The 14,987-nt window shown below is 38.7% G+C and carries 12 protein-coding genes; 4 read left to right on the forward strand and 8 right to left on the reverse strand.

Features of this window, described 5'->3' with window-relative positions; genetic code table 11:
- Nucleotides 1-262 precede the first annotated feature (262 nt).
- Nucleotides 263-472, reverse strand: coding sequence for a PGPGW domain-containing protein (locus HUS61_RS05290; RefSeq protein ID WP_175081421.1), 210 nt, complete (start codon nucleotides 470-472; stop codon nucleotides 263-265).
- Nucleotides 473-619: 147 nt separating this feature from the next.
- On the opposite strand from HUS61_RS05290, the gene HUS61_RS05295 reads away from it, so the two are divergent.
- A complete protein-coding gene (locus tag HUS61_RS05295) occupies nucleotides 620-3,664 on the forward strand; it encodes an FAD-binding and (Fe-S)-binding domain-containing protein (protein WP_175081422.1) in 3,045 nt (1,014 codons plus the stop codon).
- A 36-nt stretch (nucleotides 3,665-3,700) separates the two neighbouring features.
- On the opposite strand, the gene HUS61_RS05300 is transcribed toward HUS61_RS05295, so the two are convergent.
- Both HUS61_RS05300 and HUS61_RS05305 read right to left on the reverse strand, forming a co-directional pair.
- Entirely contained in the window at nucleotides 3,701-4,888 is a 1,188-nt protein-coding gene (locus HUS61_RS05300; RefSeq protein ID WP_175081423.1) for a sodium:proton antiporter, read from the reverse strand.
- Nucleotides 4,888-6,099, reverse strand: a complete 1,212-nt coding sequence (locus HUS61_RS05305; protein ID WP_063530343.1) for a tyrosine-type recombinase/integrase — start codon at nucleotides 6,097-6,099, stop codon at nucleotides 4,888-4,890. Before HUS61_RS05305 ends, HUS61_RS05300 begins: the two co-directional genes overlap by 1 nt.
- A gap of 134 nt (nucleotides 6,100-6,233) precedes the next feature.
- On the opposite strand from HUS61_RS05305, the gene HUS61_RS05310 reads away from it, so the two are divergent.
- The 3 genes from HUS61_RS05310 (at nucleotide 6,234) to HUS61_RS05320 (ending at nucleotide 9,300) form a co-directional block, all read left to right on the forward strand.
- Complete coding sequence (locus tag HUS61_RS05310) at nucleotides 6,234-6,797, forward strand: YSC84-related protein (RefSeq protein WP_175081424.1); 564 nt, start codon at nucleotides 6,234-6,236, stop codon at nucleotides 6,795-6,797.
- 370 nt (nucleotides 6,798-7,167) lie between these two features.
- Complete coding sequence (locus HUS61_RS21780; RefSeq protein WP_054563095.1) at nucleotides 7,168-7,485, forward strand: hypothetical protein; 318 nt, start codon at nucleotides 7,168-7,170, stop codon at nucleotides 7,483-7,485.
- Between the two features lie 255 nt (nucleotides 7,486-7,740).
- Nucleotides 7,741-9,300 (forward strand): PAS domain-containing methyl-accepting chemotaxis protein, encoded by a 1,560-nt coding sequence (locus HUS61_RS05320; RefSeq protein ID WP_175081425.1) that lies wholly within the window; start codon nucleotides 7,741-7,743, stop codon nucleotides 9,298-9,300.
- Between the two features lie 11 nt (nucleotides 9,301-9,311).
- Here the strand turns inward: HUS61_RS05320 and HUS61_RS05325 are convergent, their stop codons facing one another.
- From HUS61_RS05325 to HUS61_RS05345, 5 genes are all read right to left on the reverse strand, one after another.
- A complete protein-coding gene (locus HUS61_RS05325) occupies nucleotides 9,312-10,361 on the reverse strand; it encodes a patatin-like phospholipase family protein (RefSeq protein WP_175081426.1) in 1,050 nt (349 codons plus the stop codon).
- Nucleotides 10,362-10,388: 27 nt separating this feature from the next.
- Nucleotides 10,389-11,798: a sodium:alanine symporter family protein gene (locus tag HUS61_RS05330; protein ID WP_054552224.1), complete on the reverse strand. Its 1,410-nt coding sequence runs from the start codon at nucleotides 11,796-11,798 to the stop codon at nucleotides 10,389-10,391.
- A gap of 120 nt (nucleotides 11,799-11,918) precedes the next feature.
- Nucleotides 11,919-12,875: a patatin family protein gene (locus HUS61_RS05335; RefSeq protein ID WP_175081427.1), complete on the reverse strand. Its 957-nt coding sequence runs from the start codon at nucleotides 12,873-12,875 to the stop codon at nucleotides 11,919-11,921.
- A 174-nt stretch (nucleotides 12,876-13,049) separates the two neighbouring features.
- Nucleotides 13,050-14,045: an LLM class flavin-dependent oxidoreductase gene (locus HUS61_RS05340; protein ID WP_175079959.1), complete on the reverse strand. Its 996-nt coding sequence runs from the start codon at nucleotides 14,043-14,045 to the stop codon at nucleotides 13,050-13,052.
- Between the two features lie 67 nt (nucleotides 14,046-14,112).
- Nucleotides 14,113-14,886, reverse strand: coding sequence for a siderophore-interacting protein (locus HUS61_RS05345; RefSeq protein ID WP_175079960.1), 774 nt, complete (start codon nucleotides 14,884-14,886; stop codon nucleotides 14,113-14,115).
- Nucleotides 14,887-14,987: the final 101 nt, after the last annotated feature.

The raw sequence follows: 14,987 nt of genomic DNA on the forward strand, positions 1-14,987 counted from the left end.
AGGCAGAGCCTGTGTAGTGTGGTTTTTTCACATAAATAGGCGATAACGCAGCATCAATGCCAAACACGCGTTGCCCTTTGGGTTCTTTCTAGGGGCGATTAACTCTTTGTTACCTACATGGATGTAGGTAAGGAGCGTGAGCAGGACGCGGTAGCTTTGCTCGATTTTTACTTAGCCCACTAGGTTACAAATCTCGCGCCGCGATTAAATCGCCCCAAGAGTGAACAAAGTCTAATCTATAAAGGGCAACACGCCCTTTAAATCAGCGAGCAAGTTTTTTATCGATATAAGCACATGACTTAGTCAGAGCCTTTTGGCACAAGGTTAAATAATCACGCGCTTTAGGATAGTAAAAAGATAAACAGAAAAGTCCTGCAATAAAGAAGATAAGCGACGGTCCGGGAATAATGACAAAAACTAAACCCAATAACATGCACAAGGCACCTAAACTGATTAATGCATTTTTTTTCATCTGACTATCTCATTTGCTGCTTTAATACACAGTATAAAAGTATTGCCCCTGAAATCGATAAAAAGAGTGTTACAAACTGTAAAATCTTCAATTTATCTTAGCTATTAGCATGATATAATTTGCAAAATGCCTTAATTTATCACCGTCATGATAGCAACAATAAGCCAACAACAAGCCGCCACAGAACTCGTATCTAATTACTTAGAAACAATTAAAAAACAAGGTTTTAGTGGTGATACCGATGCAAGCTTTTCTACACGTTTAAGTTTATCGACCGATAACAGCGTTTACCAACAGGTACCTCAAGGTGTCATCTTTCCAAAGTCAGCAAAAGACATACAACTTGCTATGCAAATTGCTTCACGTGATCCTTTTTTATCACTGACTTTTGGTCCACGCGGAGGCGGTACAGGTACTAATGGCCAGTCGCTAACCCCAGGTATAGTTGTTGATTTATCTCGCTACATGCGTGAAATCTTAGAGATCAATGTCGAAGAAAACTGGGTTCGCGTGCAAACGGGTGTAATAAAAGACCAATTAAACGACTTTTTGCGTCCTTATGGTTTTTTCTTTGCGCCCGATTTATCAACAAGTAACCGTGCAACAATCGGTGGAATGATAAATACAGATGCATCAGGTCAAGGCTCTTTGGTTTATGGCAAAACAAGTGATCACGTTTTAGGACTGACAACTTATCTTGTTGATGGCACTGAAATGTCAACAACTCCTATGCCTGTTGAAAAAGCAAAAGTAATTGCTGAACAAAACACGACAGTAGGTAAGTTATATAAAACAGTTCTTGATATTGGCCTTGAGAATCGAGACGCTATTTTAGAAAAATTCCCACGCTTAAACCGTTTTCTTACCGGCTACGATTTAGAACATATTTTTTCTGATGATTTACAAACCTTTGATATGAGCCGATTAATTACTGGTTCTGAAGGTTCATTAGGTATTGTAACTGAAGCAAAACTAAATATTACGCCCATTGCTGAATTTAAAACATTAATAAATATTAAATACGACAGCTTTGATTCTGCACTTCGTCATTCACCATTTCTAGTTGCAGCAAATGCAACTTCTGTAGAAACAGTCGATAGCAAAGTACTTAACCTTGCTCGAGAAGATATCATTTGGCATTCAGTATCGGACTTAATAACCGATGTTGAAAACAAAGATATGCAAGGACTCAACATGGTTGAGTTTAATGCAGTTTCACCTGAAGATATTAAAGATAAAGTAGACACTCTCTGTAAGCTACTCGATGAATGTGTTGAAAAACAAACTAATGGGGTGATCGGTTATCAGTTAACGAATGACAAAGCTGATATTTTAAAAATTTATGCAATGCGTAAAAAATCAGTAGGCCTTTTAGGTAATGTAAAAGGCAATCAAAAACCGTTAGCTTTTGCTGAAGATACTGCAGTACCACCAGAAAACTTAGCAGATTTTATAGTCGAATTTCGTGAACTTCTAGATAACCACAACCTACAATATGGTATGTTCGGTCATGTTGATGCCGGCGTATTACACGTAAGACCTGCACTAGATATGTGTGACCCTGAGCAAGAAAAATTACTTCGTCATATTTCAGATGAAGTCGTTAAACTCACTGCCAAATATGGCGGCTTGATGTGGGGTGAGCACGGCAAAGGATATCGAAGTGAATATGGCCCTGAATTTTTCGGCGAGCATTTATTTACACAACTTCGAAAAATCAAAGCGGCATTTGATCCAAATAACAGAGTAAACCCAGGTAAAATCTGTACGCCAATTGAAAGTAAAGACTCACTCGTTTCTGTTGATGATCAAAAGCGTGCCTGGTTCGACAAAGAAATTTCTATCGATGTTAAAACAGAATTTAATAACGCGATGACCTGTAATGGTAATGGCCTGTGTTTTAACTACGATGAAAAATCACCAATGTGTCCATCTTATAAAGTAACAGGTGACCGCCGTTATTCACCTAAAGGTCGCGCAAGTTTAATGCGCGAATGGTTGCGACTTCAAGAGTCTGAAAATATAGATTTACTCAATGTCGAAAAAGAATTAGTTAATGGCGAAGTAATCACTTGGTGGGAACGCTATCAACATAGTCGCGATAAGAAAAAAGGTGTTTATGATTTCTCTCACGAAGTGAAAGAATCAATGGATGAATGTTTAGCTTGTAAAGCATGTACAACTGCATGCCCAATAAAAGTTGATGTACCAACATTCCGTTCACGCTTTTTAAATTTCTACCACAGTTATTATGCTCGTCCTGCTAAAGATTACTTAGTTGCAGGCATCGAACAAACTGCGCCGGTGATGGCAAAGTTTGCTAAAGTGGTAAATCCAATTGTAAATACAAAGCTTGTTTCAGGTTTAATTAAAAATACCATTGGTTATGTTGATACGCCAAGCTTAAGCGTACCGCAACTTTCTAAACGTATTTCTAAAGATCAGCAATTTAATTTTGAATTACTTAACTCGCTTTCAAAAGAACAACAAGCAGAGTATGTACTAATAGTTCAAGATCCATTCACTAGTTTTTACGAAGCTGAATTAGTCGAAAGCTTTATTAAAGTGATTAAAGCGCTAGGCAAAAAACCGATGCTATTACCGTTTAAACCAAATGGTAAAGCTCAGCATGTAAAAGGTTTTTTAAATGAATTTAAAACAACAGCAAAAAATGCAGCTGAGTTTTTAAATTCACTGAGTGAAATCAACGCGCCTTTAGTTGGGCTCGATGCATCTTTGGTTATGTGTTACAGAGATGAGTATGTCTCAATATTAAAAGATCAGCGTGGTGACTTTAAAGTTGAATTAGCTCATGAATGGCTTCAAACGCAAAACTTTAAACAAGTTACTCTTGCCACTACAACGAGTTCGCCATTTAAATTATTAAGTCATTGTACTGAAACAACCGCAATGCCGAATGCTTCTAAAGTTTGGCAAACCATTTTTGCTGATCTAAATTTACAACTCGAAACTACCAGTACGGGTTGTTGTGGTATGGCAGGAACATACGGCCACGAAAAGCAAAACCAAGAAAATTCACGGGCTCTTTATGAAATGAGTTGGCAACCAATTATTTCTAATAATGAGCCTGAAACTATTTTAGCAACTGGCTTTTCTTGTCGTAGCCAAGTGAAGCGCTATGAAAAATTTAAGCCAAAGCATCCACTGCAATTAATTGCAGAGCTACTTTAAGTTGTAAAAATAAAAAAGGCGCTCAACGCGTCTTTTTTATTGGTAACTTTTTGCGATGGGCTTGGTACTCATGCCATGAATGAACACACTAAATAAAATGGTTGTTAATGTTACTGTGGCAATTTGTTCTTTGTTTGCAATTTCTGTATCCATAACCATTAAAGTGAAAACGATAGACGCCAATCCTCGAGGACCAAACCACGCAAAAGTAAGCTTGTCTTTAAAATTTAGATTAGTAAACATAAGTGAAAGTAGTACCGGCACAATTCTAAAAATCGTAACACTTAATAACGCATAAAAAACAATTGGCCAGGTAATATCATTCACAATTAAGTGACCACATACAAAACCAAATAAACACCAAATAAGTAGGGCAACGAATTCAGCGATATGCTCTGAGTCTTTAACTAATGTTATACGAATTTTTTTGGGTGCTAAGTAATCAAATAAAAGTCCCGCAACAAAAACAGCTATAAAACCACTGCCATGTAAATTTTGTGTTAAAGAGAAAATGGCCATCACTAAACCAATCAATAAAAATGGACTGCTATTATTTGCAAAGTAATGACGTGCTAATGCAATTTTTAAAAGTGGAATAAATACTGCCATCGACACACCTGCAATAACCAGTGCAACACCTAACTCTCTTGTAAAAACAAGTAAAGTATCAATTGTCGTTACAGCACTTTCTGGATTTTGAGCTAATAAAAGTAAAACTAAAAAGATGGGTACGCAAAGGCCATCGTTCAAACCACTTTCCGTATTGATTCCTTCGCGAACTTTTTCTGGTACCGATGTACATTCTAAAATTCCTTTGCTAAGCGCAGCATCCGTTGGTGTTAAAATAATCGCGATCAAGGCAGATTGAAAAAGTGATAACTCCGAAAAGAAAAACAATCCACCGGCAACACCTAACAGTAATGTCATCGGCAAAGCCACAAAAAGTAGCAGGCTAGGGTACTGATAACTATGTTTTAATACGGGGAGTTTTGATTTTGCTGCATCGGTAAATAAAAAAATACTTAAGGTTAATTCAACCAAAGGTAAAATGTCGCTGAGTCCGGCTTTGCCTAACTTAAACTCACTCGGCAAAAAGTAAGACATTGCAATTCCGACCAACACAAAAAACATCGGCCCAGTAATTTCTGTTCGCTCTAATTGCCGAATCGTCAGTGAGTAAAATAATAAAGCTAAACCGACTAACGCCAGTATTGTATATTCCATTAAACTTTCCTTTTTATTCCAGACTTTGCACGTTCTTTTATATTTGTTTGAATATAAATTTGATCCGTCGTAGCGATTTTTGCATGACCTAAATCTTCAGATAAATGTTTTAGCGGTCTTGTTTGAGCATCGTGTGTTGCACCGGTATGTCTTAACCAATGAGCAGTCGCCGCTTCAAGTTGTTCCGCATCATCTTTAAAGCCGTCTTGTAAGAGAGACTGTTTTGCTAAGTCAAAACTTTGTTGTACCAAACGACGAATTTGTCGAACAGTCATTCCCCCTTTACCACGAATTTTGTGAACAAGCGGCTCAGCTTCATCAACACGGGGCAGGGCAGGTAAACCACGGTAAAGCCTATAACGTTTTAGATAAGATATAAAATCTTCACTTAAGGTAACATCGCGTAATTTGTTACCTTTACCCATAATTCTTAAAAACCAAAAACCATCATTATCTTGCCAAAAATGTGACATAACCGGCGACCACTGAGGGCGCTCGGATAACTCAGAAATTCGTAGATACAATCCTTTTAAGCAAGCGAGAGTAAATAAATTTCTTTCTAAATCAGGTTGTTGCTCACATAAATCTCGAGTAACGCCAAATACATACTCCCATTGAATATCACTGAGTGTATCGGGGATTTTAATTTGCGATTGCACAACTAAGTAAGGGCTATTCTTTTTAACAACCGGTACAAAGTTAGCAAAGGTTTTTTCTTCTAAAATTGCGAACTTATAAAAAACATTGAGTGCTGTAAACATAGCTGCGAGTGTTTGTTGGCTAGCAATATTTTCTTTATTGATGAAAGGGCGCCAATTTGTATTTAGTCGTCTTATGCCTTGTTCATCTTTATAACGCCATTGCACTGAATTTGATAACCAGGCTGAATCTGGTTCAACCATAAAATCAACATAAGCTTCAATATCGTCACGTTTTAGATCAAATACCGATTTTTCAGCAACCAACCACGACCATAAACAAAAACGCTCAAGCTCATTTCGAAAACGATTAAATGTGGCTTCTGATTTTCGGCCATACACATATAAAAACTGATAAAGAAAAACTAAGTCATTTTTTGATTCAGCAACAGTCAATCCAACTTGATGTATAAAGTTATCAAGTTCTGGATATTCTGTTGCAAGAGTATCATCTTCAAGATGGGCAATTTGGTAACGCAGTTGTTTTAGTGTATCGACGAGAGCAACGAGCATAATGATGTAATATCTTGTAAAATAGCTAGTTATAAGATTACCATAAAGTCCGATACTGTCTAGTATTGGACTTAATATATCTTTAGTATTTGCAACATTAACTAGATTGCCATACTAATATTCAAGGAATATGTATGAAAAAGTTTATCGCTATTAGTTTAGTTTTAATCACTTCAATTTTAACCGGTTGTGCTACAACAGGCAGTGCATCTCCCGATGAAAAACGTGCTTTAGTACAAAGCATGAAAAACAATACATTAAGTGAGCTTTACACTCAAAAACCTGATGTTAAACAACAAATTGCTAACTCTGCTGGTTATGCGGTTTTTGATAATGCCAATGTAAATGTTGTTTTAGCCAGTTTTGGCGGTGGCTATGGTGTTGTTAAAAACAACCTAACCGGTAAATCAACTTACATGAATATGGGTGAAGCGGGTTTAGGTCTAGGTTTAGGTGTTAAAGACTTTAATGTTGTGATGGTCTTTCATAACCAAGCAGCAGTAAATCGCTTTATTGAACATGGTTGGGCATTCGGAGGAAATGCAGATGCAGCAGCAAAATATGAAGATAAAGGTGGCGCTTTAGTTGCCGAAGCAATTGCAGACCAAGTAACTGTTTACTCTTTAACCGAAAATGGCCTTGCGTTACAAGCGGTACTGAAAGGCACTAAGTTTTGGGTAGATTCTGAGCTAAATTAAGCTATTTAAAACCCTTCTAAAAGTGGGCTAGTTAGCAACCTAACTCCCGCTTTTAATTATTTTAGCTAATTTAACATAACGTAATTTATGGGTAGTTTCTATATTTTAATCTTTAGGTATAGGCTATTAAATTGACTAGTTTTCTAAATTCACATTTCTAATGATTTAATACTTAAAACTGCTGTTCATTTCAAACTTTTTATTTATCTATGCTATCAGAAATTTCGTATTTAATTCATAAGCCACTAATTTTACTTAATATTATTTCTTCATCTTATTATAGTAAGACTTTCGGGTTGGGCCATAAGGCTTAGGCCTCAATACCGCTCACGAATCACATTAGTCTAAACAATAATAACAAGGATTCATCATGAGGAAGTTTTTTCTAATCATCATAATTGGCTATTTCGCATGGGATTATTATGCAGTTAATTATGGGGGTATCTCACCAACACAAACGCTTCAAACAAAAATTATTGATCCCGTAAAATCAAATTACAGCCATAATCGAGATATCACAATATCTGATTATGAAAAGCCAGAGTATGAATGTGATGGCCGACAATATTGCAGCCAAATGAACTCTCTAGAAGAAGCGTTATTTTTTACTAAAAATTGCCCTAACACAAAGTTAGATCAAAGCCCTGGTGAAGCCCCCTGCCAGAGTGATTTTATTTTGCGAGATTAATGTATTTTAAAAATCAAGTTGGCTAAATTTTACAATTTAGCTAACTTTTAACCCATATACCCAACTTTTCTTAGTTAAATAATATTAACTTTTGTAACATAAAACCGGAATTTTCCTAGTTCTTTATCACGAATTTATCGCTAAATTGTTTATAAACATTAGTGTTCAAATTAACACTACCTCTTTCTGGTTCAGACTGTTTTTACTCCGCTAATTTACTTTCTGAACTTAAAGCTGTACTTGGGTGATTTTAACGTGAAACATAGAATTAATACCGATACCGAAGTTAAATTTTCTGAATCTGACATCCTCTTATCAACTACAGATTTACAAAGTCATATTACTTATGCCAATGATGAGTTTTGCAAAATAGCTGGTTTCACGCTAGACGAAATGCTAGGTAAGCCTCATAACCTTGTTCGTCACTCTGATATGCCAAAACTGGCTTTCGCTGATTTATGGCAACATCTAAAAAATGGTCAATCTTGGATGGGGCCTGTTAAAAATCGCTGTAAAAATGGTGATTATTATTGGGTTAATGCCTTTGTAACACCGATTAAAGATAAAAGTGGTCGTACCGTTGAGTTTCAATCAGTCAGAACTAAACAAAGTGATGATGTCGTACAAAGAGCGACCGCTGAATACGCTAAAATAAACAATAATCAAAAATCTCATGCTACAGCAGCCAAGTTCGATTCCACTCTTTACATAAGTGCCCTATTATTCATTAGTTTTTTAGGTTCGCTGGCTGCCGTTTTTAGCTCTGGATTCGATATTTTTAATTGTCTACTAGTTCTATTTTTAGCATCAGCTAATGGGCTTATGTATTTTTGGCGTCAAAAATATTTAGCGCTTATAAATAAAGCAAAACAAGTGTTTGATAACCCTTTAATGGCCTACCTCTACTCTGGTACTAATGATCAATCTGGCTTTTTACATCTTGCCCTTGAGATGCAACAAGCTAAATTAAAAGCGGTTGTTGGTCGTGTAAATGATGTGACCATGGGCGTTAATTACAACGCGCAACAATGTGCAGAGTCTGGTCATAACGTGACTGAACTTTTAAATAAACAAACAGATGAAGTCTCTCAAATTGTTGTTGCCACAGAGCAAATGACGGCCTCAATCAATGAGCTTTCATCGAGTACAATGCAATCTAATCAAGCTGCTGAAGAGTCAAACCAAGCAACCGAACAAGGCTCACTTGCGGTCAAACAAACGATAACTTCAATTAGTGAGCTTGATGAAAAACTCAAAGCAGCGAGTAGCCAAGTAGAAAACTTAATTGAAGGCAATCAACACATTGTTGCAATTTTATCTGAGATAAACGCCATTGCTGATCAAACTAATTTACTTGCTTTAAATGCGGCCATCGAAGCTGCCCGAGCAGGCGACCATGGCCGTGGCTTTGCCGTTGTTGCTGGTGAAGTACGTGCATTGGCCTCACGTACTCAGCAATCCACAGAAGAAATAAACAATGTATTAAATCAGCTCACACACGCCTCAAAACAAGCACAACTTGCCATGCAAGATGGACTTAATTTGTCGGCTAAAAGTGTTGAGCTTGCACATCAAAGTGGTGATAGTTTAGACCATATTAAAGCTCAGTCTATCAAACTAAGTGAACTCAATAGCATCATAGCGCATGCAATGAACGAACAACTCACAGCAAGCCAAGTTATTGCTACCAACTTAACGTCAGCACAAGACTTTGCTCATGAGTGTACAGAGCTTGGCCATACTTCGCAGCAACTTTGCGAAGCGCTCCTCAGTAAAGTGACAGAGCAAACTTCCTTGATTAATCAGTTTAAGTAGCGAAAGCAATACTATTTAATAAGCTTTATTTTCGGTGTGTGCTTATTAGTACACACCGCATCGAATGCTTCTGCTAGCCGTTCTGTTTCTTTGAATACCTGCTGCCAATATTTAATGCGTGTATCAGCATCAAGTTCTGTAAAGTCTTTACGATCAGGGATTTTGCCATAAGGTAATGAAGCAACAAAGTCAGCTGATGGAGTGATCATCACTACGTTATCATAGTTACTCGGGGTAATACCGCGCTTTAGGCTCTTATCAAACCAACCTGCTTTAGGGCTGTTATTAAAATGCGGATATAAAATAAGCCCGTCATTATGAATACTTAAGTCAAAGTGATAATCGATAATACCGCCATCACGATACATACCAGGCGGTGTTCCTGTTATATTTTTAATACCCTGCATGACTAATGGAATAGAGCCTGAAGCAAGTAACGCATCCGCTAAATTATCTTCGCCTAGCTCAATAGTATGGGTATTGAAAGTATTATTATCGGAAAAAGATAACTGACTATCCGCAGGCTGAAATACATAACGTTCATATTGCTTACTTAACAAACGTCTATTCATTCGATTGACTAAGTAGCTTTTAGATAAACCCATTAACTGCATCACTTTGTTTTCTGATGCTGTAAAGCCATTCGATTTTGCAACTATAAAGTGGGCTTTAAAAATAGGGTTGTTAATGATTTCTTGAATACCATTTTCAGCAAAAACTATGCTTAATAACTCTCGCGCTTTTGTTGTTATTTCTTCTGGTTTTGCTTTATTCGATGAATAGCGTGTTTCAGAGTAAGACTTGGCTAATCGAGATATTGCAGCAACAGGGTCATTTTGTGCAAAACAAGCAGATCTAAATGCCCCGGCACTTGACCCTAATAAGTTTAAAGGTGTGGTACGGCCTTTAAAAAACTCACCAAATAGATATTTATCCAAACCAAATAATGTAAACCACTTGGGCCCGCCGCTTGCTCCTAAAAAGGTATTAAACAAATCGGCAGACAGGCCTTGCTCTTGAATTACTTTTGCAGCACTAGGCCCTGCATAAATATCTATCATGGTTACTTTTCTCGTTATTGTTTTAGCTTATTTGCGCCAAATCCCTTGTTCTGTTTGACCTTGAACCTGCACTTTTTCAGAATCAAAACTAGGTTCTTGTCCTGCTTCACGTTGACTATGATAGTCTTTTGTCACAGATAAGATGGTTGGCGTTAAGCGTATGATAGCGATAACGTTCACCACTGTCATTAAACCTAAAGCAATGTCTGCAAGATCCCACACTTGTTTAATGGTGGCCGATGCGCCCCAAATCATCATGGATAAATATAAACAGGTATAAATACCTCGGCCGAGTTTATTATCTAGTTTAAATAAGTGCAGGTTACTTTCTGCGTAGGCATAGTTTGCAACCACTGAAGTAAACGCGAATAAACAAATTGCAGCCGCTACAAAGTAAATGCCACCAGCAGCCATATGCGCTGTCATCGCAGATTGAGTTAAGCGGATCCCTTCCATTTCGCCGCTAATATCAATATCAGCCAATAAAATAATCACCGCCGTACAACTACACAGCACAATGGTATCGAAAAACACCCCTAGCATTTGAATATAGCCTTGAGTGACTGGGTGATTTGGTACGGGTGATGCACAGCCAGATGCATGTGGCACACTACCCGCTCCGGCTTCATTCGAATAAAGCCCTCGCTGAATACCATTTTTAATTGCGGCGCCCATTGCTCCTGCGCCTGCTTCTTGTAAGCCAAAGGCTGAAAGTAAAATATCCTCGATCATCGCAGGCACTTTACCGATATTTAATAAAGTAATAATGATGGCGGCGAGTACAAATAAAATGCCCATAACTGGTACAATGCGTTCAGCAAAGCGGGCAATAGCTTTAAAGCCACCTAAAATAATAGAGCCTGCCAGTATCGTGATCACAATACCTGAATACAAAGTTGGAATTTCAAATGCGTAATTAAGGGCATCGGTAATGGTATTCGTTTGCATGGCACTAAACGTAAAGCCATAACCAAGAAACAAGCAAAAAGCAAAACACACTGCAAGCGCTCTGCTGCCCAAGCCTTGCTGAATATAATAAGCAGGCCCGCCCCTAAACTCGCCATTGGCATCCCTAACTTTATAGACTTGCCCAAGTACGCTTTCGGCAAAACCAGTGGCCATGCCCAAAATGGCAATCACCCACATCCAAAATATTGCACCGCTGCCCCCTAACGAAATTGCAACGGCAACCCCTGCAAGGTTACCAGTACCTACACGTGCTGAAAGACCTGTACATAAAGCTTGAAACGAACTGATTGAGTTTTTATCTGTGCTGCTACTCGACTTTAATAGGCTAAACATATGGCGAAACTTAACCAATTGAATCGCTTTTAACCTGACCGAAAACCAGATCCCAGCAAACAGAAGAATATAGATAAGAATTTGGCCTTCTCCCCAAAGAAGACCATTGATCGTCGATACAGCACTGTTAAACATGGTAAGCCTTTATTGTTCTTGTAGATAAAAAATCACAAAAAGTGAATAGCTAACCACTTTAACTCTATTTACAAATATCTCAAGTAGGCAATGGGATTAATTAACTGAGCCTGCTACCGACTAATTTAGCAGTTGCTTCTCTAAAAAGGCACGACCTGCCGCTAGGCCTAATTTGTGATCATAACGAAGATCATAGTCTGTGCTACCCAGTAGCTTACTGCGTAATTTATCGCCTGCAAAAATTTGCGTGATACGGGCATCACTTGGTGGGTTGGCAATGAAATCCAGTTCATCTTGATAAGCTTGTTCGTGTTGAACCAAGTAATCAATGGTTTTAGGGCAATAACCTGATACGCAAACCAGTGACTTTAACTTATTTACCCATTCAGATTGTACTTGAAAGTTTTCATCAACAGTTCTAATAACCACAATATCACGAGCACCACGGTTATAAGCTTCTTTCACAGGTAAAGGTGCAGCTAAGCCACCATCTAAATACATATCATGCACTAAATCAGTATTAGAGCTTTGAATAATGGCATCGTTTGCGGCCTTTGTTGTTAACCAAGGTGTTAAGTTAACGCCGTCTTTATATAAAAAGGGTAATGCGCTTGATGCTTTTAACAAGGTCAACCATTGTGTATCTTCACCATTTGGGCTCAAGTAATATGGCTTACGATCAGCTGCGTTAGTGGTTGTGATCAACAGTTCGCGTTTACCTAGGCTTTGTGTTGCTGTTTTAAAATCAAGGGCACGGTTTACCTCTTTGGTTTTATCAAAATACCAATCAAGGTCAACAATGCTTTTACCAAACAGCCCGCGGCCAAGTTGGAAAAAACGTTTATGACGAGAAAGGCCTCTGATCAAACGTTTTGCATAGCCTTTTTGACGCGCTAAATAACTTGTTAAGTTTTGTGAGCCTGCTGATGTACCAATGAATAAATCGAATGGATCATAATTATTTTCTAACCACGCATCGAGTACACCTGCGGTAAAAATCCCTCGTTGCCCACCACCCTCAGCGATTAATGCTGTTTTTGTTTGTGGTTCTACTGCGGCAATTGTTTGAGATTTCACGGTGCACCTTCCTAGGGTAATGGTTAATAAATGTATTGTATAAAGTTAAATTCAATCCTTAAAACGGATTATATAAATTGATTTAATCTATAAAACCGTTTAATAAATGAGTGTCAGGGCTTAAGCAATGCGCATAAAAACTCATTACACGCATTAACTATTTGCTAAACCGTATTAGTGCATGATGCTTGCTAATATTTCCAGCGCATGTTGTCTGTCACTCAATTCATACAGGTCATTTGTAAAAATAAACTCATCAACCTGTAGCGTTTGTTTAATCATACTCAGCTTATGCTTAACGCTCGCTTGACCGCCAACAACTGAAAGCCCTAAAAAGCTTTCTACTTGCATTTTTTCTTGCGCTGTCCACAATCCTTCCATTGTTGCAACAGGCTCTTTAAGCCAAAGTGGCTTGCCGCGCATAAGTGCTAAGATACGTTGTTTCGCTGTGGTTGCTAAAAACTGTGCTTGTTCGTCGGTGTCAGCGGCAACAACAGGCAAACCAAGCATGACGTATGGCTTATCTAATACCTCAGATGGTTGAAATTCTCTGCGATACAATGCTATGGCATCTTCAACAAAGCGTGGCGCAAAATGACCCGCAAATGCATATGGCAAACCTTTTTTAGCAGCAAGCCCCGCACTATAAAGGCTTGAGCCCAGTAACCAGATTGGGACATTAGTGTCTTCACCTGGGATTGCGCGTACTGGAGAGTCACCTTTATATGGGCCAAGTAAAGCTTGCAGCTCCGTTACTTCATCATTGAAGTGTTCAGCGCGTTGTTCGTCACGGCGTAAAGCACGGCTGGTAATTGGATCACTACCTGGGGCACGGCCTAAACCTAAATCAATGCGACCGGGGTATAAACTCTCTAGGGTGCCAAATTGCTCAGCAACCACCAGCGGTGGATGGTTAGGTAACATCACCCCACCTGCACCTACGCGGATATTCTGGGTTTTGCCTGCGATGTGGCCTATCAGTACAGAAGTTGCGGCACACACGATACCACGCATATTGTGATGCTCTGCCATCCAAAACCGATTAAAACCCAGTTTGTCGGCTGTTTGTGCATAGGTAACACTGTTAGCTAGTGTTTGCGAAACGGTTTCATGCTCTTTCATTGGGCTCAATTCAAGCAATGAAAAAGGTGTGTTGCTAAGATCTGACATTCGCTCTCCAAAGTTTAACTCTTTATACTTAGTTAATGAGAGCGAATGGCTATTTTTCAAATGCTAATTAGGCACGGCTTTGTTGCTGTTTTTCCACCTTTAGGCCATCGGCATCAATACCACGCTTCCAATAGGCCGATGCAACTATGTGTTCACGATCAATTTCAAAACTGCTTGTAATTAAACGGCGAATTGCCTTCACCAAATTTGCTTCTAGCGCCATAAACACCATAGGTTGCGTGTTATAGCCAGCACATAAGCGTGTTATTTGGTCGAGCAGATCGGTTTCTGGCTCATCTGTAACTAACCATTCAACACTGTGTTGGGTATGTGCTTTAATTTGCTCAAGTTCAATGATGTCGGCTTTATCAGCAACATGAATAATGACATCGACAGTGGCATCTTGTGGCAGGGCTTGTAAGTAGCCATTGATTGCATTTACAGAGGTTAAATCTGCCAGCATTAAATAATGTGTTTGCGTAAAATCAGTGAGTTTTTTAGGGCCTGGGCCTGCTATGCCTACCTCGTCGCCTACACACGCATTTTGTGCCCAGTTGGTTGCCACGCCTTGATGTTGGTTAACCACAAAGTCGAGGGTAATTGCACCGTTAATTGGGTTGATATCACGAATAGTGTAAGAGCGCATTAATGCAGGATGCTCAGCGTGTAAATCAAGTTCAACCTTAGATTCACCGGCATGCGGGAGTAATACCTTTACGTACGCACCTTTTGCATCTTGTGGAAAATCGGCAAACTCCTCTGAGCCAACAACAATTCTTTGTAGATGCGGGGAAATACGTGTAGTACTTAATACGTTTGCACGACGAACTTTTCTAGCCATCTTGGTCTCCTAGCTGGTTAAATTGCACAACGCCCCAATAGTTGATATAGTCAACTATACGCTTTAAATTGACTTTGTCAACTAATGCAAACTTGCTTAAC

The sequence above is a fragment of the Pseudoalteromonas sp. 0802 genome (assembly GCF_013350085.1).
Classification (GTDB): Bacteria; Pseudomonadota; Gammaproteobacteria; order Enterobacterales; family Alteromonadaceae; genus Pseudoalteromonas.